This window comes from Desulfurobacterium sp. TC5-1 (assembly GCF_000421485.1).
GTDB lineage: Bacteria > Aquificota > Aquificia > Desulfurobacteriales > Desulfurobacteriaceae > Desulfurobacterium_A.
The window spans coordinates 83,611-107,172 of the sequence record NZ_ATXC01000001.1 but is presented as its reverse complement, the minus strand read 5'-3'; the positions used below and the strand labels follow the sequence as shown (position 1 = coordinate 107,172).

General features: G+C 40.3%; 21 protein-coding genes. 6 read left to right on the top strand and 15 right to left on the bottom strand.

Going from position 1 to position 23,562, the window contains the following annotated elements; all coding sequences use genetic code 11:
• Nucleotides 1–16: 16 nt before the first annotated feature.
• From rpoC to H153_RS0100525, 8 genes are all read right to left on the bottom strand, one after another.
• Nucleotides 17–4,426 carry a DNA-directed RNA polymerase subunit beta' gene (rpoC, locus tag H153_RS0100560; RefSeq protein ID WP_022846183.1) on the bottom strand — a complete coding sequence of 1,470 codons (4,410 nt, stop codon included), beginning with the start codon at nt 4,424–4,426 and terminating at the stop codon, nt 17–19.
• Nucleotides 4,427–4,482: 56 nt separating this feature from the next.
• Nucleotides 4,483–8,847: a DNA-directed RNA polymerase subunit beta gene (gene rpoB, locus H153_RS08835; protein ID WP_022846182.1), complete on the bottom strand. Its 4,365-nt coding sequence runs from the start codon at nt 8,845–8,847 to the stop codon at nt 4,483–4,485.
• A gap of 109 nt (nt 8,848–8,956) precedes the next feature.
• On the bottom strand, nt 8,957–9,340 hold the full coding sequence (gene rplL / locus H153_RS0100550) for a 50S ribosomal protein L7/L12 (protein ID WP_022846181.1): 384 nt from the start codon (nt 9,338–9,340) through the stop codon (nt 8,957–8,959).
• 18 nt (nt 9,341–9,358) lie between these two features.
• Nucleotides 9,359–9,883, bottom strand: coding sequence for a 50S ribosomal protein L10 (gene rplJ / locus H153_RS0100545; protein ID WP_022846180.1), 525 nt, complete (start codon nt 9,881–9,883; stop codon nt 9,359–9,361).
• Nucleotides 9,884–10,109: 226 nt separating this feature from the next.
• On the bottom strand, nt 10,110–10,367 hold the full coding sequence (locus H153_RS0100540) for a hypothetical protein (protein ID WP_022846179.1): 258 nt from the start codon (nt 10,365–10,367) through the stop codon (nt 10,110–10,112).
• 45 nt (nt 10,368–10,412) lie between these two features.
• The gene (locus tag H153_RS0100535; RefSeq protein WP_022846178.1) at nt 10,413–11,096 is read right to left on the bottom strand and encodes a phosphoadenylyl-sulfate reductase; all 684 of its coding nucleotides are present in this window, start codon (nt 11,094–11,096) and stop codon (nt 10,413–10,415) included.
• A 20-nt stretch (nt 11,097–11,116) separates the two neighbouring features.
• Nucleotides 11,117–12,214 carry a class I SAM-dependent RNA methyltransferase gene (locus tag H153_RS0100530; protein WP_022846177.1) on the bottom strand — a complete coding sequence of 366 codons (1,098 nt, stop codon included), beginning with the start codon at nt 12,212–12,214 and terminating at the stop codon, nt 11,117–11,119.
• Entirely contained in the window at nt 12,204–12,446 is a 243-nt protein-coding gene (locus tag H153_RS0100525; protein ID WP_022846176.1) for a nicotinamide mononucleotide transporter, read from the bottom strand. Before H153_RS0100525 ends, H153_RS0100530 begins: the two co-directional genes overlap by 11 nt.
• A 544-nt stretch (nt 12,447–12,990) precedes the next feature.
• Here H153_RS0100525 and H153_RS0100520 point away from each other — a divergent pair.
• The 3 genes from H153_RS0100520 (at nt 12,991) to H153_RS0100510 (ending at nt 15,583) form a co-directional block, all read left to right on the top strand.
• On the top strand, nt 12,991–13,659 hold the full coding sequence (locus H153_RS0100520; RefSeq protein ID WP_022846175.1) for a WYL domain-containing protein: 669 nt from the start codon (nt 12,991–12,993) through the stop codon (nt 13,657–13,659).
• Between the two features lie 136 nt (nt 13,660–13,795).
• A complete protein-coding gene (locus H153_RS0100515; protein WP_231378259.1) occupies nt 13,796–14,866 on the top strand; it encodes an AAA family ATPase in 1,071 nt (356 codons plus the stop codon).
• 9 nt (nt 14,867–14,875) lie between these two features.
• Entirely contained in the window at nt 14,876–15,583 is a 708-nt protein-coding gene (locus H153_RS0100510; protein ID WP_022846173.1) for a hypothetical protein, read from the top strand.
• 48 nt (nt 15,584–15,631) lie between these two features.
• On the opposite strand, the gene H153_RS0100505 is transcribed toward H153_RS0100510, so the two are convergent.
• From H153_RS0100505 to H153_RS0100490, 4 genes are all read right to left on the bottom strand, one after another.
• The gene (locus H153_RS0100505) at nt 15,632–16,273 is read right to left on the bottom strand and encodes a hypothetical protein (RefSeq protein ID WP_022846172.1); all 642 of its coding nucleotides are present in this window, start codon (nt 16,271–16,273) and stop codon (nt 15,632–15,634) included.
• Between the two features lie 3 nt (nt 16,274–16,276).
• On the bottom strand, nt 16,277–16,834 hold the full coding sequence (locus tag H153_RS0100500; RefSeq protein WP_022846171.1) for a nucleotidyltransferase: 558 nt from the start codon (nt 16,832–16,834) through the stop codon (nt 16,277–16,279).
• Between the two features lie 192 nt (nt 16,835–17,026).
• Nucleotides 17,027–19,021: a DUF87 domain-containing protein gene (locus tag H153_RS10040; RefSeq protein WP_022846170.1), complete on the bottom strand. Its 1,995-nt coding sequence runs from the start codon at nt 19,019–19,021 to the stop codon at nt 17,027–17,029.
• Nucleotides 19,022–19,059: 38 nt separating this feature from the next.
• On the bottom strand, nt 19,060–19,266 hold the full coding sequence (locus H153_RS0100490; protein WP_022846169.1) for a hypothetical protein: 207 nt from the start codon (nt 19,264–19,266) through the stop codon (nt 19,060–19,062).
• 156 nt (nt 19,267–19,422) lie between these two features.
• On the opposite strand from H153_RS0100490, the gene H153_RS08825 reads away from it, so the two are divergent.
• The 3 genes from H153_RS08825 to H153_RS08820 are packed head-to-tail and all read left to right on the top strand — an operon-like array spanning nt 19,423 to nt 20,569.
• The gene (locus H153_RS08825) at nt 19,423–19,617 is read left to right on the top strand and encodes a type II toxin-antitoxin system prevent-host-death family antitoxin (protein WP_022846168.1); all 195 of its coding nucleotides are present in this window, start codon (nt 19,423–19,425) and stop codon (nt 19,615–19,617) included.
• 11 nt (nt 19,618–19,628) lie between these two features.
• Nucleotides 19,629–19,901, top strand: coding sequence for a hypothetical protein (locus H153_RS0100480; protein ID WP_022846167.1), 273 nt, complete (start codon nt 19,629–19,631; stop codon nt 19,899–19,901).
• On the top strand, nt 19,886–20,569 hold the full coding sequence (locus H153_RS08820; protein WP_022846166.1) for a nucleotidyl transferase AbiEii/AbiGii toxin family protein: 684 nt from the start codon (nt 19,886–19,888) through the stop codon (nt 20,567–20,569). The genes H153_RS0100480 and H153_RS08820 overlap by 16 nt, the downstream gene beginning before the upstream one ends.
• Nucleotides 20,570–20,579: 10 nt before the next feature.
• Here H153_RS08820 and rsmH read toward each other — a convergent pair whose 3' ends face one another.
• Genes rsmH through pheA form a run of 3 tightly spaced genes read right to left on the bottom strand, consistent with a single transcriptional unit; the run spans nt 20,580 to nt 23,469 of the window.
• Nucleotides 20,580–21,482, bottom strand: a complete 903-nt coding sequence (rsmH, locus tag H153_RS0100470; protein WP_022846165.1) for a 16S rRNA (cytosine(1402)-N(4))-methyltransferase RsmH — start codon at nt 21,480–21,482, stop codon at nt 20,580–20,582.
• Nucleotides 21,479–22,384, bottom strand: coding sequence for a cation diffusion facilitator family transporter (locus H153_RS0100465; RefSeq protein ID WP_022846164.1), 906 nt, complete (start codon nt 22,382–22,384; stop codon nt 21,479–21,481). Before H153_RS0100465 ends, rsmH begins: the two co-directional genes overlap by 4 nt.
• A gap of 2 nt (nt 22,385–22,386) precedes the next feature.
• On the bottom strand, nt 22,387–23,469 hold the full coding sequence (gene pheA / locus H153_RS0100460) for a prephenate dehydratase (protein ID WP_022846163.1): 1,083 nt from the start codon (nt 23,467–23,469) through the stop codon (nt 22,387–22,389).
• Nucleotides 23,470–23,562: the final 93 nt, after the last annotated feature.

Here is a 23,562-nt window from a genome sequence, read left to right as displayed (position 1 = left end):
TTGGCAATTAAGAAGTTTACTCTGCCTCTTCAGCTTTTTCACAGTACTGCCATGTAACTTTTCTGTATTCTTTCCTTCCTGTTCCGGCGGGAATAAGTCTTCCGATAATAACGTTTTCTTTAAGACCTCTGAGATAATCCCTCTTACCTCTAACTGCTGCCTCAGATAGAACCCTCGTTGTCTCCTGGAAGGAAGCAGCAGAGATAAAGCTTTCCGTAGAAAGAGCTGCCTTTGTGATACCCGTAAGAACAGGCTTGGCTTTAGGTGGCCGCTTGCCTTCCTTAAAGAGTCTCTCTCTCACTCTTTCAAACTCCTCTCTGTCAACGATCTCTTCAACAAGGAAGTTACTGTCGCCAGCGTCCTCTATCTTAACCTTTCTGAGCATTCTCTTGATAATTACTTCAAAATGCTTGTCGTTAATCTCAACGCCCTGAGCACGGTAAACAGACTGAACCTCATCAAGGAGGAATCTCTCAACAGCTCTTTCACCCATGATGGCAAGTATGTCGTGAGGATTAAGCTGACCGTCCGTCAGAGGCTCACCGGCTTTAACGTAGTCTCCCGTTCTCACATAAATATACTTTCCTTTTGGAACTTCGTATTCCCTTTTAACGCCGGTTTCAGGATTGAGGATAGTTATCTTTTTCTTAGCTCTCTCTGTTTCAACATAAACCTTACCGTCAATTTCAGCAAGAATTGCCGCATCTTTTGGCTTTCTCGCTTCAAGAAGTTCCGCAACTCTCGGCAGACCACCGGTAATGTCCTTCGTTCCTCCAATTTTTCTCGGAAGCCTTGCCAGAGATGTTCCAACTGTAACCTTTTCACCTTCTTTAACCATTATACGGGAACCAACAGGAAGAGGATAGAAATCAACAACTTCACCGTTTTCATCAACTATTTCAATTGTTGGCTCGTATGGAAGGGTCCTGTACTCAAGAACAACAGGTTCTGTTTCAGAAATGGTAACTCCCGGAATAATATCTTTATACCTGACAGTACCGGATTTGAGGGCAAGAATAGGTACAGCGAGTGGATCCCACTCGACAAGTATCATTCCAGGCTTCACCTGCTGACCATCTTTAACCCTCAAGTAAGAGCCGTAAGGAATATCATACCTTTCAAGGTGTTTACCTGTCTTCTCATCAACAACGGCAATTTTTCCGGCTCTGTTAATGACAATGACATTCCCTTCAGTATCGGTAATCGTGTTAACATCAAAGACTTTAACGATTCCCTCATGTTTGGCCTTGTATTCAGATTCTTCAGCACCACGCATGGCAATACCACCAATGTGGAAGGTACGCATGGTAAGCTGGGTTCCCGGCTCACCGATTGACTGGGCAGCAATAATACCCACAGATTCTCCTAACTGAACCGGCCTTCTCCTTGCAAGGTCCCTTCCGTAACATTTGGCACAAACACCAAATGGTGCCTTACAGGTCATAACAGATCTAATCTTAACCTTATCTATACCAAGATCTTCAATCCTCTGCGCCATTTCATCTGAAATCTCTTCGTTCTTGCGAACCAGAATCTCACCTGTTATAGGATCGGATATGTCTTCAGCAGCGTATCTTCCTGCAATCCTTTTAGCAAGCGGAATAACAATCTCACCCGCTTCCATGAGAGCAGAAATCTCAATACCGTCATCGCACCCGCAGTCTTCCATCGTTACAATAATATCCTGAGCAACATCAGCAAGTCTCCTTGTCAGGTAACCGGCGTCAGCAGTTTTAAGAGCGGTATCGGCAAGACCTTTTCTTGCACCGTGAGTTGAGATAAAGTATTCAAGAACTGTCAGACCTTCACGGAAACTTGAAATAATAGGTGTTTCAATGATTTCACCGGAAGGCTTGGCCATAAGACCCCTTAAACCTGCAAGCTGACGAATCTGCTGCTGGCTACCACGAGCACCGGAGGAGAGCATCATGTAAACTGGATTGAAAGTACCATCGTCTGGAAGCCTTCCACGGCTGTCAATATCGTGAGTTTTCATGTACTCCATCATGTCTTTGGTTATCTGCTCCGTAACCCTTGTCCATATATCAACTATCTTGTTGTACCTTTCATCCTTAGAAAGAAGGCCTTTTCTGTAACCTTCCTCTATCCTCTCTACTTCCTTCTTAGCCTTTTCAACAAGCTCTTTTTTCGTAGGTGGAATATGAAGATCATCTATACCGATTGAGAGACCACCAAGCGTTGCCATGAGAAATCCGTTTTCCTTTAACCTATCAAGCATATCAACGGTAACTTCATTACCGAATTTTTTGTGAATGTCGGCAATCATGGCAGCAATGGCTTTCTTGCTCATTACCCTGTTAATGTAGGGATAATCCTCTGGAAGGAGCAGATTAAACTTTATCCTTCCGGCCGTCGTTTCAACAAGTTCAGGTTTTCCTGTTTCACTCTTGTGGGCAGGAATTCTAACCTTAATCTTTGCGTGGAGATCTATAAGACCAAGATCAAGGGCCCTGAGTGCCTCGTTAAAGTTAGCAAATATCTTTCCTTCACCTTTAGCACCTTTCTTCTCAAGTGTAATGTAGTAAAGACCAAGAACCATGTCCTGAGACGGAACGGCAAGAGGTCTTCCGTGAGCTGGTGAAAGAATGTTCTGAGTTGAAAGCATAAGTGTGTAAGCTTCAAGCTGCGCCTCAAGGGAAAGAGGGACGTGAACGGCCATCTGGTCACCATCAAAGTCAGCGTTAAACGCCGCACAGACAAGAGGATGAAGCTTAATAGCCTTACCCTCAACAAGTATCGGTTCAAAAGCCTGAACAGAAACTCTGTGAAGTGTCGGCGCACGGTTGAGAAGAACAGGGTGTTCTTTAATAACCTCTTCAAGGCATTCCCATACTACCGGATCCTGTCTTTCAACCATCTTCTTGGCTTGCTTGACCGTATTAGCGTAGCCTTTCTCTTCCAGTCTTCTGTATATAAAAGGCTTAAAGAGTTCAAGTGCCATAATTTTAGGAAGACCGCACTGGTGCATCTTAAGGTCAGGACCGATAACGATAACGGCACGACCTGAGTAGTCAACTCTTTTACCCAAAAGGTTCTGCCTGAATCTTCCCTGCTTTCCTCTCAAAACATCTGAAAGAGACTTAAGAGGATGTCCCTTTGAACTTCTTACAGGCCTTCCTCTTCTTCCGTTATCTATGAGAGTATCAACCGCTTCCTGAAGCATTCTCTTTTCGTTTCTGATGATAATGTCAGGAGCATCAAGCTCTATAAGTCTTTTAAGACGGTTATTCCTGTTAATAACCCTTCTGTAAAGGTCGTTAAGGTCAGATGTTGCAAACCTGCCACCTTCAAGAGGAACTAAAGGTCTCAATTCCGGTGGAAGAACAGGAAGAACCTCAAGAACCATCCACTCAGGCTTGTTATCACTTTCTATGAAAGCCTCTACAAGTCTTAATCTTTTAACCAACTTTTTAAGTTTAGCTTCTGTTGTATCTTTTCTTGTAGCCCTTCTGATTTCTTCCTTTACAAGCTCTTTGCTCTGAATTTTTCCAAGCTCAACAAGGTAGTCAACATACCAGTCAAGGGCTTTTCCACCTTTTTCAACTTTCAGCGTGCATGTTTCCGAAATCTTCTTGAAGTCTTCGTAAGGAATAATCTGTCCCTTTTCAAGGTTGCTATCTCCAGGCTCAACTACAACAACAAGTGTTTTCTTAACAATACCGATAATGGTGTCTTCTGAAAGACCTGTGTAGTAAGAAATTGTTTCAACTGCCGCCTTAAATACGTTGGGCAGTCTCTTCTGAAGATCGCTGTTGATACCGTCAATCTCACCAGAGTACATTCTTATCTCTTCACGAAGCTCCTCGGCAAGGTCTTCAAGGTTAACCCTTCTAAGAGCTTCTTTTATGGCTTCGGCACCAATACCAACCTCAAAGGCATCCTCACCAACTTCCTCTATCTTTTCTCTGTACTCTTCTTCCGTTAATATTTGAAACTGTTTAAGGCCTGTTTCTTCCTCATCGCCTGGATCAAGAACTATGTAGCTTTCAAAGTAAACAACCCTTTCAACTTCCCTTACAGAAAGTCCTAAAAGGGCACCTATTTTACTTGGAACTGACTTTACGTACCAGATGTGCGTACACGGAGCTGCAAGTTCAATGTGACCGAACCTTCTTCTTCTCTCTCTTGAAAGAGTAACTTCTACACCGCATCTATCACAAACTACACCTTTATATTTTGAACCTCTGTATTTTCCACAGAGACATTCCCAATCCCTTACAGGTCCGAATATTCTCGCACAGAAAAGTCCGTCCTTCTCTGGCTTTAATGTCCTGTAATTAAGTGTCTCTGGCAGCTTTACTTCACCGTAAGACCACTCCTTAATTTTTTCAGGTGAAGCAAGGCCAATCTCTATTGCATCAAAATCAAAGGTTTTAGGTTCTTCTGAAAAGATAATCTCTTTCACTACAGCTCCTCCTGCAAAGGATTCTTTATACTAAAGGGGGCAAAGCCCCCAAACTGTTACTCTTCTTCTTTCTCTTCAAATAGTTTTTCAGCCTCGCTCTTCTCAGGCTCTGCTTCTTCTATCTGCTTGATGAATTTAACATCAAGGGCAAGTGCTTTAAGCTCTCTAACAAGAACGTTAAATGATTCAGGAAGTCCAGGTTCAAATGTGTACTTTCCTTTTACGATAGATTCGTAAACCCTTGACCTTCCTTCAACATCGTCAGACTTAACCGTAAGCATCTCCTGAAGCGTGTAAGCAGCACCGTAAGCTTCAAGTGCCCAGACTTCCATCTCACCAAATCTCTGACCGCCAAACTGTGCCTTACCACCAAGTGGCTGTTGAGTAATGAGTGAGTAAGGACCTGTTGAACGGGCATGAATCTTATCGTCAGCAAGGTGAATAAGCTTGAGCATGTACATGTAACCAACGGTAACGTCCTGGTCAAACGGCTCTCCAGTAAGACCATCATAAACTGTGAGTCTTCCCGTTTCAGGAAGTCCCGCAAGCTTGAGAAGTCTCTTAATCTCTTTCTCTTTAGCACCCATAAAAATAGGTGATTCAAACCTGATACCCTTTGAAAGCTTCTTGGCAACCTCTCTCAGTTCATCGTCAGATAGAGAATCTATAAGCTTGCTTATGCTTTCATCGTTATAGATAGCTTTTATTTCTTCCCTTACAAGGTCAAGTCCAACCTTCATAAGCTTTTCAATCTTCTTACCAAGCTCTTTAGCGGCAAGACCAAGGTGAACTTCAAGAATCTGTCCAACGTTCATACGAGATGGAACGCCAAGAGGGTTAAGAGTAATGTCAATTGGTGTACCATCTTCAAGGAAAGGCATATCTTCAACAGGTCTTATCTGGGAAACAACACCCTTGTTTCCGTGACGACCTGACATCTTATCACCAATTGTAAGCTTACGCTTGGTTGCTATGTAAACCTTGACAACCTTATTCACACCAGCAGGAAGGTCATGTCCCATTTCAAGGGCAGCTTTCTTCTCTTCATAGATGTTTTCAATAAGCGCAATCTTATCAACAGCCTTGATCCTTATCTCTTTAAGCTTCTTCTCAACTTCAGCGTCATCTATTATTGAAGGCTTACGAAGGGCAAAGAAGACAACATCGTTAACTTTATCTTCAGTTATCTTTTCACCGGCAGCAACAAGAAGATTGCCGTTAGCGTCGTAAACGTCTTCCTTAACAGCCTTTCCAACGATAAGTTCAGCAGCCCTTCTGTCCCTGTCTGCCTTAACAAGACCTATCTCTTCCTGCTTGGCCCTTTCGAGTTTTGCCTTCTCTTCACTCTCTATAAGCTGTGTTCTAACGTCTTTCTTCTCTCCCTTCCTTGAGAGAATCTTAACATCAATAACAACACCTTCCACACCGTGAGGCACGTAGAGTGAAGAATCTTTAACACCTTTTGCCTTCTCACCGAAAATAGCCTGGAGCAGCTTCTCTTCAGGCGTTAGAACCTGCTCTCCTTTTGGCGTAACCTTTCCAACTAAGATGTCGCCGGGCTTCACATAGGTTCCGATTCTCACAATTCCTGATTCGTCAAGATTCTTAAGCAGAGACTCGGGAACGCCCGGAATATCTCTTGTTATCTCTTCTCTTCCAAGCTTTGTTTCTACTGCCTCACACTCAAGTTCCTGTATGTGAATTGAAGTATAAACATCGTCTTTCAAAAGTCTTTCACTGACGAGGATGGCATCCTCAAAGTTGTAACCGCGCCATGGCATAAATGCAATGAGAACGTTCTTACCAAGGGCAAGCTCACCGTTATCCATTGAAGGACCATCTGCGATTATTTCGCCTTTTTCAACCCTTTGACCTTTTTTAACGATAGGTCTCTGGTTGAAGCAGGTTTTCTGGTTTGACTTCTTGAACTTTTTAAGCTCATAAACGTCAAAACCTGTATCAACGGAAAGTCCGCCTTCCGTTATCTCTTCCGGATCAACCTTTATGATTATCTTGTCAGCAGTTACGCTCTCAACGATACCTGAACGCCTTGCAACAACAGCGTTTCTACTGTAAAGAGCAACCGGCTTCTCCATACCTGTGGCAACAAACGGTGCCTCTGTCTTAACTAAAGGAACAGCCTGACGCTGCATGTTTGAACCCATGAGGGCACGGTTGGCGTCATCGTGCTCAAGGAATGGAATGAGAGAAGCTGATACTGAAAAGACCTGCTTAGGTGAAACGTCCATAAACTGAACTTCTTCTTTCTTTACAAGTTTGAACTCGGCTTTGTGCCTTGCCATTACCATGTCAGAGGTAAGGTTGCCCTCTTCATCAACAGGGGCGTTAGCCTGAGCAATAATGTAGTTCTCCTCTTCATCGGCTGTCATGTAAACAATCTCATCGGTAACCTTTCCGTTAACGACCTTTCTGTAAGGCGTCTCAAGGAAGCCAAGCCAGTTAATCTTTCCATATGTGGTAAGAGAGTTAATGAGACCGATATTCTGACCTTCTGGCGTTTCAATTGGACAGATACGGCCGTAGTGGGATGGATGAACATCACGCACTTCAAATCCAGCTCTTTCCCTTGTAAGACCGCCAGGGCCAAGTGCTGAAAGACGTCTCTTATGCGTTGTCTCTGAAAGTGGGTTTGTCTGATCCATGAACTGGCAGAGCTGTGTAAGGTTGAAGAACTCATTTAAAGGATTAAGTGCCGTTCTTGGATTTATAAGATCCTGAGGCATAACAGACTCAACATCAGCAACACCAAGCTTTTCCCTTACAGCTTTTTCAAGCTTGAAAAGACCTGACTTAAAGGCTATCTCTGCAAGTTCGCCAACGCCTCTAACCCTTCTGTTACCAAGGTGGTCAATATCGTCGTAACCTCTAATTCCAGCATGAACCTCAAGTAATGCCTTAACAGTTCCTACAATGTCTGCTTTGTGGAGAAGCCTTCCAGCCTCGTCGTAATCAGGCTCAACCGCTATCTTATCAACGCTGGTAAGCTCTAAAAGTTTAATTGCAACTTCTCTGTCAAGAAATGTTCCTTTCGTTATAACAATGTCACCATCTTCGTTTTTAACATCTTCAGCAATTCTAAGAGGAGGCAGCCAGTCTATAGAAGTGAGATCTTCTTTCGTTATTTCTTTAAGTTTTTCCTGAGGATAAACCTTTTCGTTAATTTTTGCCCTGCCAACCCTTGAAAGGTCGTAGTGCTTGGTGCTGAAAAACATAGTTTCAAATAGTCTTTTAGCACCTTCAACGGTAGCCGTATCACCGGGTCTAACCTTTCTAAAAATCTCAACGTAAGCAGCGATAAGGGGATCGTCTATCTTTTCTCTAACTCTGTCCTTCTTCTCTTTTCTCAAAGTGTTAATAATAACAGCACCGTAAGGCTTTGCTTTTCTGTGAACTGCTTTAAACTCAGCACCTTCAGGAAGTTTCCTTGAACTTGTTGAAAGTTCCTCATAAGCTTCCTGAACGACTTCACCCGTTTCAGGATCTATTAAATCCTCAATGAGGTAGTATCCAAGCATATCTTCGCTGGACTTAACATTGCCCTCTTCATCAACTATTTCACCGTTTACGATTTTAAATTTCTCTACAACATCCCCATAAAAGATGTTTATAATCTGCTCATCAGTTCTTACGCCAAAAGCTCTTAAAAGGTAGGTTCCAAGAAATCTTCTCTTTCTGTCTATCTTAACGTAGAGAACCTCATTGTGGGGAATTTCAAACTCTATCCATGAACCCATTGCAGGGATTATGCTTGCAATATCAATAATCCTTGCAACCGTTGTCGTTTTGGAAACTTCATTTTTAAAGAAAAGACCGGGAGATCTGTGAAGCTGGCTGACAACAACCTTTTGAGTACCATTAATAATGAACGTTCCCCTCTCTGTCATGAGAGGAATTTCACCAAAATACATCTTGTTTTCTTTTATAATCGGAGCTATCTTTTCGCCGGTTTTTGGATCTTTCTGCCACACGTGAAGCTCAAAAAGAACCCTTAAAGGTGCGGTGTAAGAGATACCCCTTTCTATACATTCGTCAGGAGTGTACTTTGGTCTAAATACAACTTCCATTCCACAGTTGGGACATACAACTCCTTTCCCACCAAGGCCCTGATATTTTCCACATTTACAGTACCAATCGCCTATTTCATAGCCTTTATAGTGAATTTCAACACCGGACGCCTCATCAACTATCGGAAACGCCTGTCTAAAAGCTGATTCAAGTCCAGTATTTTCCCTCTTCTCAGGATGCTTATTGAGCTGCAGAAATCTTTCATAGGATTCAAAAGGAAATTCAAGAAGATCCGGAATTGGAAGAACTTCTTTTCTATCTGCGAAGGTTTTTCTGGGGAGGGATTTTTCTAATTTGACACCCGTTGCCTTTTTGACTGCCTGTGTTCTACTCATACTGCACCCTCTTTTTTGGTTTTTAAAAATAGGATAAGGGTGGTTGTCAATCTGACAACCACCCGCCGAAAAAGGTAATTTATTACCCGGTCTCTAAATTTTCAATATGTTACTTAACTTCTACTTCTGCTCCAGCTTCTTCAAGCTTCTTAGCAATCTCTTCAGCCTCTTCCTTAGATACGCCTTCTTTTACCGGGCTTGGAGCACCGTCAACAAGAGCCTTTGCTTCTTTAAGTCCGAGACCTGTAATTTCTCTAACAACCTTGATAACCTGAATCTTTTTAGCACCCGGGCTTTTGAGAATAACGTCAAATTCTGTTTTCTCAGCTGCAGCAGCTTCACCTGCACCACCTGCAGCAACAGGACCAGCAACAACAACAGGCATATCAGATACGCCAAACTTTTCCTTGATGAGGTTGATGAGCTCTACAAGCTCAAGTACTGTCATGTTTTCAATTGCTTCTACTATTTGCTCTTTTGTGATTTCAGCCATTCTTTACCTCCCTATAAATTAAGCTGTTTCTTTCTCGCTTTTTACGTTTTCAAGCACAAAAACAAGTTTCTGGAAGAGATTTTCCAGAGACCAGGCTATTGCATTTACCGGATACTTCAATGCAAAAGCAAGCTGTCCAAGGAGTTCTTCCCTTGAAGGAACAGAAGCAAGAGCCTTAAGCTGTTCGTAATCAGCAACTTTACCTTCGATAACGGCTGCTTTAAACTTCAGCTTCTCATCTTCCTCGATGAATTTTTTGAGGGCCTTTGCAGCAGCTACAATGTCATCAAAGGCAAAAGCAATACCAGTAGGACCGACAAACTTGTCAGCAATCTGCTCAACCGGTGTCCCCGGATAAGCCTTTCTCATCAGGGTGTTTTTAACAACCCTGTACTCAGCACCGGCTTCTCTAAGAACTCTTCTAAGGGCGTTACTTTCTGCAACCGTCATGCCCTGAAAGTCCGTGAGAACAATAAGCGGTGCCTTTTCAAACTTTTCTTTTAATTCTTCAATGATAACCGCTTTATCCTTTCTCGTTTTCAAAGGAGCTACCTCCTTAAGGTTTTAAAAGGCGGGATTGTAGAGGGAGGGGCTAATTGAGATAGAAAGAAACAGCTCTCCTCCGGTCTCAGCAGGCTGTCCTTTTAGGACATTTAAGCTCACGCACCTACCCTCTACGACCGCCACACTGTCAGGTGTAATTATATGTACTGTTTCTACATTGTCAAGAAAAAATTCACCACTTCCGCTAAAAATTCAAACATAGCTTTCAGGAAATATCGAACAGTTGAGCTTCTCTCTTCATAAGTCTATTAAACAGCGTATCCCAGAAGTAGTTAGAAGACTTTCTTACCGCAGCGTTTACGTTAGAGTTATAAAACTTTTCTGAATCTTCCAGCTCACCACCTAAAAGCTCAAAAAGGGTATCTTCCCTTAAAGCTTTATCTATCTTATCCTGATTGTAAAGAAAAAAATCAGCCACAACCGTTCTTGCGAGCCTTTCAGCTTTTCTCAAATCTTCCTGCATCCTTTCCTCCTCCAACGTTAAAGCACAACCCTCCTCAACATTTTACTACATTTCTTCTTTTTCGGTAAATGTATGAATGCCACACTCTAACTTCCCTTTCCCCGGCCACCTTCCAGAACGTTCATCATCGGAAATAGGAAGAGAAGTGCACGGAACACATCCGAAAGATGTGTAACCTTTGTCATACAATGGATTATACGGAAGTTTATTCTTAAAAACATAATTCCAGACCTTTTTCCTGTCCCAATCGGCAACAGGCGCCAGCTTTGTTATTCGCCTTCCCGAGGGTAGTCTGTGTATTTCCACTTTTTTCAGATTCTTTCTGGTTGGTGATTGATCCCTTCTCATTCCTGTAATCCAGAGATCAACTCCATCCTCAAGGAATTTATCAAGTGGGGCAACTTTCCTTAACCTGCAGCAAAGATCAGGATCACGATTCCAGAGCTCTTTTCCGTATTTCTTACCCTGTTCTTCAAGAGAAAGCGCAGGCTCAACAAAGATAAGATTAATGTTCCACTTGTTCTTTAGATATTCTGCAAACTCGTAAGTCTCTTTAAACAGAAGACCTGTATCAATAAGAACTACTTCTATATCAGGTTTAATTTTTAAAGCCATGTCAAGAATAACCACACTATTAACACTAAACGAAGAAGTAATGACAGGACGGGAAGATGAAAGGATGAATTCTTCAAGAAGTTCTTGAGGTGAAAAGGATTCATAATTTTTCACTGCAACCTCACAAAAATTTCTTAGCGGCTACAGTATAAGTTAACCCTTATTCCGCCGTTAGAAAAGGTGGTAACTCTTTTACATTTTATTCCGGTAACAGAGGCAAGCCTGTTAGAAGGGGAAAGAAACGCAACCTTAAATCCGGAAAACACCTTTTTAAGCCATCTACCGAAATCTCTATAAATTTCCTCTGGATTTACTTTTATTCTTTTTCCGTAAGGAGGATTGGTAACAATGTATGCAAGAGGTGGTAAACCATCTTCGGGAAAGGAAGCAACTTTAAAAGAGATTTTTACACCGGCTGCCCCGGCATTCTTTACTGCAGCATCCACAGCCTCTTTAGAAATGTCAAAACCGAAAACCTGTGGAAATTCTGTAATTCCATCTTTAGCCTCTGCTAAAAGCTGATTCCACAAAACTTCATCGAAGTTTTTCCATTTCATAAAAGCAAAATCCCTCTTAAAACCGGGCGGTATGTTTGCACCTATCAAAGCAGCCTCTATCGGAATTGTTCCTGAACCGCAAAAAGGATCTATTAAAGGTGTTTTTCTATCCCAGCCTGAAGCAAGAATCATAGCAGAAGCAAGCGTTTCTCTAATCGGTGCTTCCGTTTCAACAACCCTGTATCCTCTTTTATGTAAAGATGCACCAGAACTGTTAACACTTACTGTGCAAAAATCGTTCTCAATTCTCACAACAATAGATGTCCCTTCATCCTCAAACTTTGCCTCTTCAAGCTGATGTTTCAACCTATGATGGATACCTTTTAAAACTCTCTCAGCAACTGCTTTAGAATGGTAAAGCTTTGACTTTTTACACGTTACCCTGACTTTGACTTTCTGGGGAAAAGGAAAATAGATATCCCATGGATACCTTGAAACCTTCTTAACAAGTTCTGAAAAAGTTGTAACCTTAAATGAAGCAACCCTGACAAGAATCCTGTTAGCCGTTCTCAGCCAGAGGTTGGAAAGGTAAAGCTCCCTCAAACCACCTTTAAACAAAGCACCGCCAGGAACAACTTTTCCTTCTATGCCTAAATCTTCAAGCTCTGAAAGTGTAATCTCTTCTATTCCCGGCTGAGAAACGGCAAAAAGCTTAAAAACTGTTCTACTTTCCATTGTTAAGCGTCCAGTGAACAATTCCTATCACTTCAACAATCGCATAAATAAGTGAACTTGTTAATATTCCATACTGTTTCGTTTTATAGGCATAAATTGCGTAAAGCGTTGACGCACAAAGTGCAACCATAAAGCCTATGTTAGGATAACCAAGAGCTGTAATAAAAAGCCCTGAAACACCAAACACGGATGCTACTATCTCAAGAATTTTCTCTCCTTTCGTCCTTTCCATAAACGACCCTCGAATAAGACTTGCAAAGGGGAATTTAGGTTAAATTTCTGATAAGGCAAACAGAACATCAGTTATAATCTCAATAAATAGATATTGAGGATACACCACGGCAGCCGAAGAACACACAAAAGCAGAACTATTAATAGAAATACTAAAAATACTCCTTCAAAGTGGCAGCTTCATAACGACAAGAGAAATTCATGAACGACTATTCGCAAACGGGATTTTATCTGACAAAAACCCGGCAGGGAAAGAGAGAAGGAAACTCAACAGGGCGCTGCAGTTCCTTGAAAGCATAGGATACGCAGAATCAAAATACCCGGAAATAAAGGGAAGAAAAGCTCAAGAGTGGCGTGCAAACCAGAAAGCATTTCCCGTTTTAACATCCATAACAGAAGAAGAGCTGGTATCCCTGCTTACTTTTAGCAGTTTCATACCTGAGAACTACAGAAACATTGAAATATTTAAACCGTTTGTTAACCTGATAAAGCGCCTGCAAAAGGAATTCAACAAGGAAAAGCTGGAACGCATAGAGTTCTCTTTCGTGTATGAACCTCAATTCCTTGAAAAATTCGTAGATGTAAATCAAAAAGACCTGAAATTAATCTACGAAGCAATCATAGAAGGCATGTCATTAATTGTAAGTTACAAGGGTTCCGAGTTTTTCAAAATTCAGCCGTTAAAAGTTTTTGTCTATAACGGCATAATGTACCTGTGTGCACTCATTGAAAACAAAACTTTCAGAACTTTTCACATTTCAGGGCTAAAAATCATAGACAAACATTCGGAAAAACCAGACAAATTCTTATCCCGCAAATTCCGAAAAACAACATTTCTGTTTGAAGAAGAAAAGCCTTTCCTTTTCGGTGCAAGAGTTGCATTTAAAGAATCCCTGAGCTTTTTCAAAAATCCCCTCTTATTCCCGACCCAATTCTACCTAAAAAAGGAAGAAGAGAGACATTTTGAAGTATTCCTCGTTGGATTCACAGGATACCGCTTTGCAAGCAGATTCTTAGTTGAGGAAATAATAGAAATCCTCCCACCCGACAAAAGCATAATCAAAAAAGCTAAAGAAAAAGAGCTTACAAAACACTACCCTGAACTAATCTACTCGCTAAAAGAAAACAGAAAACGCTTTCAATCATTCCTGAAAACATTTGACACGCTCATAAAACAGAGGCAGAAGCTCATCAGCAATATTGACCACTTGTGACTCACCCCGGCATTAATACACCGTTAAATCCATCGTTCCAGCAACCATAAAATCCCTTCGCAATTAGTCATTTAATGTCCAATAGTTTCCATATCTTTTCAAAAGAAATAAATCAAATAAGGAGAGAAAGGTGGAAATGGAAAATAAAGGAATCATATCTCAGGTTTATTTAAAGGAGTTTTTCCCGCGTAAGAACTTTCTGATAAGGGAAAACGTTTTAGATGTATTAAAATCCATAATATTCTTAATAGAACAGCAGTACCCTGAGTACAGGGTCTATACTGAAGAAACCATTTTTAAAAATGCTTTTGTAATTAACAGCATTTTTATCTTCAAAGGTGACAAACCCGTTGGTATTCTGAAGATAGACTGGGACAATTCCCTGTATGATGATAAATTCATAGAAGTTAATTTCTCTTACGCGCCTACCGAAGATGACAGGCCGGTAATTTCAAGAGTATGCGAAATATTAAAAGCAGAAAGTTTAGACAAAAGCCATATTTATATAAGGATTGATGCCAGCTGGCGGAGATCAATAAACTACTATCTTGAAGCTGAGGAATTTTTAAATCCGTTAATAAGGGAGCTATTTTACGGCATTGACGTTGAAGAATTGGCAAACGCCTTCCTCAGAGCACCTCAGGGAATCTTAATACTTTTTGGAGAGCCGGGAACGGGGAAAAGCAAATTAATCCAATACATCATCGGAAGGAGCCAGCACATTTTAAATAAGAAAGTAAAAATATTAATGCTAAAAGGGAAAAATGCTTTTAAGTCCAATGCTGACGAAGTAAATACATATATAGAAAACGACCTTGTAATACTTGATGACTTTAGACGTGACGAAATCGTATCTGATATAGTCTCAACGATCCTTTCAGTAACAGACGGATTCTTACCTAAAAAAGCCAAAATAATAATAAGCACCAACAAAAGACTTAAAGAAATAGACCCTGCACTGCTTCGACCAAGCAGACTGTTTGACATTTTAGAGCTTAAACCCATTCCGAAGGAATATTTTGAATCCCTCTGCAAAAAATACCCGGAACTTTCTCCCGGACTTGAACTTTTTGAAACCGTAGAAGAATTAAAAGTATCAGAGATTTTAGATTATATAGATAGAAAAAGAATCATTAAAAAAGATTACCTGATAGACAAAACCATTTCCAAAAGAATAAAAGCCTACTCTAAAGAAATAGGATTCTAAGAGGCAAAAATGAATAGAATAAGGCAGTTAACCGTAAAATTAGGGAAAAACGTCCTGCCGAGAGGATTAAAAGAGTATGCAAAATTATCGAATTTCTATTCCTTGAGAAAAATTCATGATTTTGAAATTGAATGCGATTTGATTCTGTTTGAAAGTAAAGAAGAAGCTCTTTCATTTTCAGTATCCCTCAAAGATTACATAAGCAGAGAGAATAGTATAAAAATCTTGGAAGAAATTGAAATGTGGATAACAACTAATCTATCAATTTCAGAGATTGAAAACATCAGCACGGCAATGATAAAAATAACATCCTGCTACCAGCTATTTGAAAAGCCTGAATGCAACAACATAAAACAATGGCTGATAGACCTTGAAACAAAAGCTTACACCCTGCGGGATGAACTCATTAATGCCTACTTTGGAAATCTTGATAAATACACTTTCAATTTAAACGTCTGGTTTATTCCAAAAAACGAAAGATACGAAATAGAACTATTTTCATCCAGCGATTTTAAATTTATCCCCTATATTTATTCTAAATCACAGAAAAGGGTAAAACAAAATATTTCAAATTCTCTCAGACATTCTCTATTTCTAAACAATTTTAAATACCTGCAGGAAACATGCAGAAACGAAGTTCTACAGATAAAAGACATAAAAGAAGCCTGTATTTCCCTAAACATATCGCAAGAAACAAAAATTGATTGGAGAGGTTAAAATGATTGGAGTAAAACCGACCATTCTTTTTGGCTTCCATTTAATAAATTATTCATTTTCCCCCGAAAAATCTAATTTCGGATAATACGGTGCACATACCATCATACTAAAAATCCCGTGATTGTAAGCTTCTTGCCCCTTCATATAAATTTTGAAGTTATCCAAGTTGAAAGAATCTATTGTTTTGCAGTAGAATCCAGCTATAGCTTCTTTAAATTTTGAATAAGTAATTTCCACACTGTTAGTTTCTAAATTGTAGAGATTTACTCTCTCAGGACTTTCCTTATATAAGAGATATTTTTGGCCATATTTCACTATCTCCTCTTTAACAACTTCCAAAAATTCTTTATAATTGTTTAGTTTATAGGCAAAAATAGTTCCAGCTTTTGTCCGGAACTTTTCTCTGTTAAAGATAAATAGAGTAGTCCATTCACTAAAAGGAATTATTTTATTTTCTCTCACACCTTTTAAACCAGTTCCATACAATAGAATAGCTCGTATATTTGCTTTCTTATAAACATTTCTTATTAAAGATTTGAGATTTTGTTTACATCCTTCCATATGGCTCTTTTCTCTATGTGCTGTAAACATAACGAATGAGTGGCTTTCAATAAAACTTATAACTCTATCGTACTGAGAAGCTGAAACTTCTTCAAGACATTTAGAGAACTCAACGACACATTCCACCATCTTTTACTCCTTTACCAACTTACTCATCAAAACAAACTGCTTTAGCGTATCAATTTCAGACGGCAAATGAGTCTTTACAAGTCCAAGCAGCTTTCCGAGGTCCAATTCTTTCCGTTTCAAAAGTAAAGCTATATCCATTTCATCCTTCTCCCTCAAAACGCCGAGTTTCATTAAAATCAGATGCTCAGGTTTAGCCACTTTTATAAAAAAGTCATCAACGCAAAAAGTCTCTGCACTTTCAATGATTCCATTTTCAAACTTTTTTGTTGCAACCTGAAAGTCAACCTCAACACCATCTACATTTCCGACAAGCCATACAGAGCCGCAGAGTGTGTTTCTGCTTAGCCTGAACAGAGAGAAAACCTTTTCTTCAACCTCAGGCTTTACGAGAAAATCAAGATCTGGAGTCAACTTTCTAACTTTTCCAGCGTAAGTCCGAACTGCCAATCCCCCTATAACTACATAATTGCCAGCAAGCTCTTTTGAAACTAATTCAAGAATTTCAAGAACCTTATCGGTGTTGCCAAAATCTTCAAACGTAGATCTTGTAATTTCCTTCACAGCTTAACCCCTTGAAGGTTTGAGAGAAGTCTATCTGTTTTATGGGACACCCAATGTCCTATTAAGCTCTTGAATCATGGAAAAATTATTACAAAGGATGGAAAGAGTTTTTGTTTCCCTAAGTACCTTTTGCCTAACTTAATTGTACCTGAGTAATTTCCACGCGCTGCCAAGTAGCCACCAGCTCCATCATCAACCGTCCACCTCCACCACTACCGGAAAGGGTACACCCAAACCGCTCAGGATTCCCATTCCGGTTTGAAGGGAGGGCAGAAGGTCTATCAAATCTCTTCCGGCAAATTCTACGTAGGTTTCAACGGCGGCAAGGTCTGAAACGTTCATCGTTCTGAACATTGCCTGAGTATTTGCCTGTGATAGAACGTACTTGCTGACCTGCGCAGGCCTCTGAGTGATTACAACAAGTCCAAGATTAAATTTTCTTCCTTCTGATGCTATTTTTCTCGCCATGGTTAGGGCAAGGTTGTCTTTTCCTGCTGAAACATCGCCGTAGCTTCCTTCAGGTGCAAAATTGTGAGCCTCTTCAAGGACTATAAGTCTTTCTTTCTTATGTTCCTTGTTCTGATTGAAGAGCTCCTGCATGGCAAGGCCTGCAATGTTTACCCTCGTAACGGGATCGGTTACGCGGGAAAAGTTGAAAATAACTACCTTTTTAGAGCTTTCAACGGCCGAAATAAGCTGATTGTAAGTTTCTACCTGAGTGGTTAAAATTTTTTCTCCAAAAATCTCTGCTGCCTCTTTCTCAACACCTGCAGAAACACGCTTTTTAACCTTTTTCGGTTTTCCGTTTGAGGTTTCTATTTCTTCCTCTACTTCATCTTTTACTTTTGAAAGAATGTCCAAAAGATTTTCATCTTTAAACACAGTTCTTTTAAGTGATGGCTTTATAAGATTTGAAAGGTAAGCTTTATTGTCTCTTGCAAGTCCGGAATTACCGCTTACAAGATAGGAAAACCCTGCCTCTTTCACAAGCCATTCCACCTCATCAGGGTGGATGGGAAAGAGGGTTTCTTCAAAAACAACATGCATAATGTCTTCCTGAGAAATGGAGTCTGAAAGTTCATCGTAATACTCGCCGTGAGGATCAAAAATAAAGGTTTGAACGGGATAATCTTTTAAAAACCGTGAGAGGAAAATTTTTGTGAAGTGGCTCTTTCCCGAACCTGTTGTACCTAAAATAAGCATGTGTTTCGTTATTACCTCTTTGCCGTCAATAAAAACTTCCTGCTCACCGTCTTCAAACGTTCCCACTTTAACGGGATAGGTCATACTTTTACCTGAAAAAGTCCTTTTTACAAGGTTTCTCAGAGTATCTGAAGATGCAAGGTAAACAGGTTCCCCCACGTCAAAAGGTTCCATGTTCGTCTCAAGTTTTCCGTTCTTTACAATTCCTAAAACCTCTGCAACGGCAACTTTTACCCTGTCGCTGTTCTCGTTAAGGTAAGACCACACGGCAGCCTTCTTCCACTCTTTCCCTTTCCTCCCTGTAAACAGGGTCTTAAACGTATCAACAGAACCAAAAACCGGTGATTCACCGGCAGAGAAAGGATTGGCAAAAAATCCCATATCATAGGAGTAGATTGTTACAATCTTGGCAAGGATTGTACCTTCACCATGCTTAACTTCAACATAAGATTGTTCTTTTACATCAGGTTCAATGAGAATAAACTCAAAAGAGCGGGATTTAACAGGATTTATCGCAAAACCTAAAAGGTTCTCGTCAAACTTTGCAGAATCACTTTTTATCTGTTCAAAGTATGAAAAAAGCTCTTTTACTTCTTCTTCATCGTCATCAATATCATAGTAAACGGCAGCTTCTATATTACCTGAATCGTAGCCTGAAAACCCGGCACCTGTAAAGTTTGCGGAACCTACAACCGCCCTTTTCTCGTCAACAAGGATAAATTTTGCATGAAGCCTGTTGCTTAAAAAAACCTGCCCTCCCTTTTCTTCTATCTTCCTAAAGACGTAATCGTCAGTTATGAGAAGATCCTGAAGCTCAGAAGCTCTAAGGATAACTTCAAGTTCCACACTGTCAGGAAGATTTGAAAGCAGCTTATCAACGATGCTCCCTTTTAACCAGGCAGAGGAAATTTTTACACTTCTTTCAGCCTCCTTAACCATTGATTCCACGCAAGAGTATATCTCATCACTTTTTAATGTTTTCATAATTTCTCCTCCCCGTTAAAACTTTTTAAATTATACATTCAACGATGCCAGATAGTTGCCCCATAACCGAAGATAAGTTCTATCAGATCTTTCGGAAAATCATCATCAATCTCGTATAGAAAAGCCCCTTTTTCTATATTGTGAAATCTTATCTCGTAGAATTTTTCGTAATCTCCTGTAGATGTAACAAACCTCATCCAGATTTTCTTTTTCCCAAGGTACGGCGTTCTTGTTTTTATAATCATCAATCCTCCCTCATCAAAGTCTTAATAGAATAATAGCCTTAAAATAGGACTGTATCTGTCGCATAAACCAAAACTTGACGAAAATACAAAAAAGCCAACAAATAGACTTTTAACAGTATCTGATATATTTCTATAAAGAGCACTTTTGGGGACGCAATGATCGTAACGGCAAACGAGCTTAAAAGAAGAGGTATCTCTTACATATCTGAACTTTTAAAGAAGTTTGAGAACGTTTTTATCTCCGTTAGAGGAAAAAAGTTCGTAATACTAACCGTGGAAGAATACGAAAAGCTAAAAGAACTTGAACATGCTATAAGAAAGGTTGCAATTAATTATGGTAAATTATTATAGCTGGAGGAAAAATGGATCCTTCGATAGTTACAATTAACCGTGCATACAGAAAAGGACTAACAGAGGAAAAGCTTGCGGAACTTATAAAGGGGCAAATTTTCCCAAAAAGCTATCCTTTAAACGAACAGGTAGAGGTTTTCTTTTCCGAAGTTCCTGTTTCCATGGTTGTGTCGTTTTGTGAAAAACACGGAATAGACATGAAAGAGTTAAAAAAATATTACGAGAGATATATAAAGCCAAAGTTCCGCAATGAAGAGTTAGAGGAATTATGGAACATATTCTAAAGTGGAAATTAGAAATTCTTGATTTACTAAACAAGGCAATAAGCTGTCTAAAAACTGCCGGAATTCCTTATAATGAATGGAGTTTCGGAGGCGGCAGTGCTTTAATGTTCCGGTACTGGCACAGAGAAAGCAAAGATGTTGATATATTTCTTACAAATCCTCAATACATCACAATGTTATCTCCAAGACTTAACGAATACGCCGAAAGCATAGCTACCGATTACAAGGAATCTTCCGTTTTTATAAAAATATTAGTGGAAAACAGAGAAATAGACTTTATAGTTGCCCCAAATTTAAGCGGGAAACTGCCTGTCAAAAAAACATTGGATTCAAACATGGAAATATTTGTAGAGCAACCGGAAGAAATACTTGTCAAAAAATTCTTTTACAGAACAGAAAGCTTAAAAATAAGAGATTTTTTGGATGCTTACATCGTTTTAAAAGATCCATTAAAAACCGAAAGCACCAGACTGATCTTTAGGAATTTCTTAAAAAGAAAGGAAGAAACCTTAAGAAAAAGGGCAGCTTACTTGCAGAAAGTTGTAAAGAGCGAAGGGATATTAAATACCTTACAAAAACTTTCGGTTTCTCCGTTCCTGATAGGAAAGGTTCCCGAAAATTTCATACAAACAGTAGTAAAAGAAATCTTTGAAAAAAAGCCGACTTAAACACCTTGCCTTAATTTCCAAGCTCTGCGGGTGCCTTCTTCTCAGCCGCTCTCAGCTTTGCACTCCTTGCGGCAGGGTTTGCTGCTATCTCTTCCTCAGTCGGCAGAACAGGTTTCTTGGCAATTATTTTAAGGTCTTTTCTCTCTTTTAAAAGTTCCTTTACTATTCTATCTTCAAGAGAGTGAAAGGTTATAACAACAATCCTTCCACCGGGTTTTAACCTGTCAACTGCTTCGGGAATTGCCTCTTCAATGCTTTCAAGCTCCTTGTTAACGTAGATTCTTATCGCCTGAAAGGTTTTGGTGGCAGGATGCTTCTTTCTTCCAGCCCAGAGTTTTTTAGGTATAACAGATTCAACTATTTTCGCAAGTTCAAGGGTCGTCTTTATCGGCTTTTCTCTTCGTCTCTTTACTATTTCTCTTGCTATCTTCCTTGAAAATCTCTCCTCGCCGTAGCGGTATATGATGTTCGCCAGTTCTCTCTCCGGCAGAGTATTAACAACATCAGCAGCCGTTAGCTTCTGGCTTCTGTCCATCCTCATATCAAGAGGATCGTCCTTCCAGAAGGAGAAGCCCCTGTCTCCCCTTAACTGGAAGTGAGAAACGCCAAGGTCAAAAAGGATACCGTCAACAAAATCTATCCCTTCTTCATCAAGAACAACGCCTATTTGCGCAAAGTTTGCGTGATAAACGGAAAACCTATCACCAAACCGCTCAAGCTTCTTTATAGCCCTATCTATTGCCTCTTCATCTCTATCTATGGCTATGACTCTGTTCTGAGGGTTTGCCTCAAGTATCGCCTCGGTATGGCCACCTCCACCGAGTGTAGCGTCAACAAAGACTCCCCCTTCTTTAGCCTTTAAAAACTCAATGGATTCATTTAAAAGAACCGGCGGATGAAATATCTCTTTCATTTTTCTCCTTTCAGGCAATCATCTGTATCGTGAAGGCAGGAATCATCAGTCGGGTCAAGGTGTATCGTAACCTCCCACCTCTTATCGGGATCTATCTGTTTTATCCTTTCCTCAACCTGATCAGATATATCATGAGCCTCTTTCAGTGAAATCTCAGGATTAAAGACAAGGTGAACATCAACAAAGTTAAAAGGGCCCGCCTTTCGCGTCTTTAAAAAATGGTAGCTGGTTACTTTAGGCGTTGACTCTATAATTTTCACTATTTTTTCAACCGTTTCATCTTCAAGGGCAACATCCATCAATATCAAAATACCTTCTTTTATTAACTCATAAGCAGAATAAATGATATAAAGGGCTATGGCAATGCCGAAAAATCCGTCAACTGCGTAAAACTTTGTGAAATATACAATGGCAAGGGATAGAAGAACAGCAGAGTTTGAAAGGAGGTCTGTTTTATAGTGAAGGGCGTCCGACTTTACAACAAGGTTGCCGGTTTTCTTAGCAACGTATTCAAGGAAAACGACAAGCCCCCCTGTTAAAACAATGGAAACAACCATAACAAGAAGAGAAGTCCCAAGATGCGTTATCGGCCTGTTATGAATTATTTTCGTAATACCCTGATACATTATGAAAAGACCGGACATCGTGATAATCAAACCTTCTATAACGGCTGCAAGTGCTTCTATCTTCCCGAGCCCGTAGTTAAATCTCTCGTTAGGTGGCTTTTCGGCGTTGTGTATGGCAAAGTAATTGAAAAGAGAAACAAAAATATCAAGAATCGAATCAATTGCAGAGGCAAGAACGGAAACGGAACCGCTCACAACACCCACAAAGAGTTTTATTACGACAAGCACCGCCGCAACGGAACTTGCCACAACGGTGGCTTTTTTCTGAAGAGACATACTTACTCCTTGAACCCTTTTGGATATGAACCTAAAATCTTCATGAAGGAAGTGCCCTGGGCTACCTCTTCAAGAGCCTTTTTGAGCTTGGGTTCAAGCCTGTGGCCGTCCATATCAACAAAGAAAACGTATTCCCAGGGGCGTTTCTTTGTAGGTCTTGACTCTATTTTGCTAAGGTTAACATCATAAAGGGCAAACGGCTTTAAAGCGTGGAATAAAGCACCTGCAACGTGCCTTGTGCTGAACATTATGGACGTTTTATCGTTCCCGGTAGGTGACTCGGAATCTTTCATACCGACGACAAGGAATCTCGTAAAGTTCTGGGAAATTTCCTGAATGTTCTTTTCAAGGATATTTAAATCGTAAAGAAGTGCTGCTGCTTCACTTGCAACAGCGGCAACGCCTCTTTCCCTGCTTGCCAGCTCCGCGGCTTTTGCAGTGCTTGAAACTTCTTCAATCTCAGCATGAGGAAGATTTTCAGTCAACCACTTTTTAGCCTGAGCGATTGCATGACGGTGGGAATAAACCTTTTTAATGTCCTTTAAAGAAGCTTCCTGACTTAAAAGGTGAAGGTTAACGGGGACAAAAATCTCACCGCATATCTTAAGTTCCGTATCAAGAAACATGTCAACGGTGTAGTTAACGATGCCCTCTATTGAGTTTTCAACCGGAACAACACCATAATCAGCCCTTCCTTTTTCCACCTCCTCAAAAACGTCGGTTATTGAAGCCATCGGCCTTAAGTCTGAAGAGGTACCAAAATGTTTAAGAGCCGCAAGGTGAGTAAACGTTGCAAAAGGTCCCAGAAAAGCAACTTTTGTAGGCTCTTCAAGAGCACGGCAGGCAGATATTATCTCCCTGAAAATAGCCCTTATTGACTGAGGCGGAAGAACACCGTACTGCTTGTTCATCTCCTCAAGCTTTATAAGAATCTTTGCTTCCCTTTCAGGAACGTAAAACGGCAGTCCCTTTTCTCTCTTAACTTCTCCAACCTCTTTTGCAAGCTGCGCCCTTTTGCTTAAAAGCTCTATCAACTGCTTATCTATCCTGTCAATCTGCTTCCTGAGCTCTTCCAATCTATCCATCTACTTTCTCCTTCTGTTTAAAGGACATCCCTTCCTGCTGCACTTAGAACACTTTCCAGTACTTATCCTGACAGTTGCAAAAAGAGAAATTAG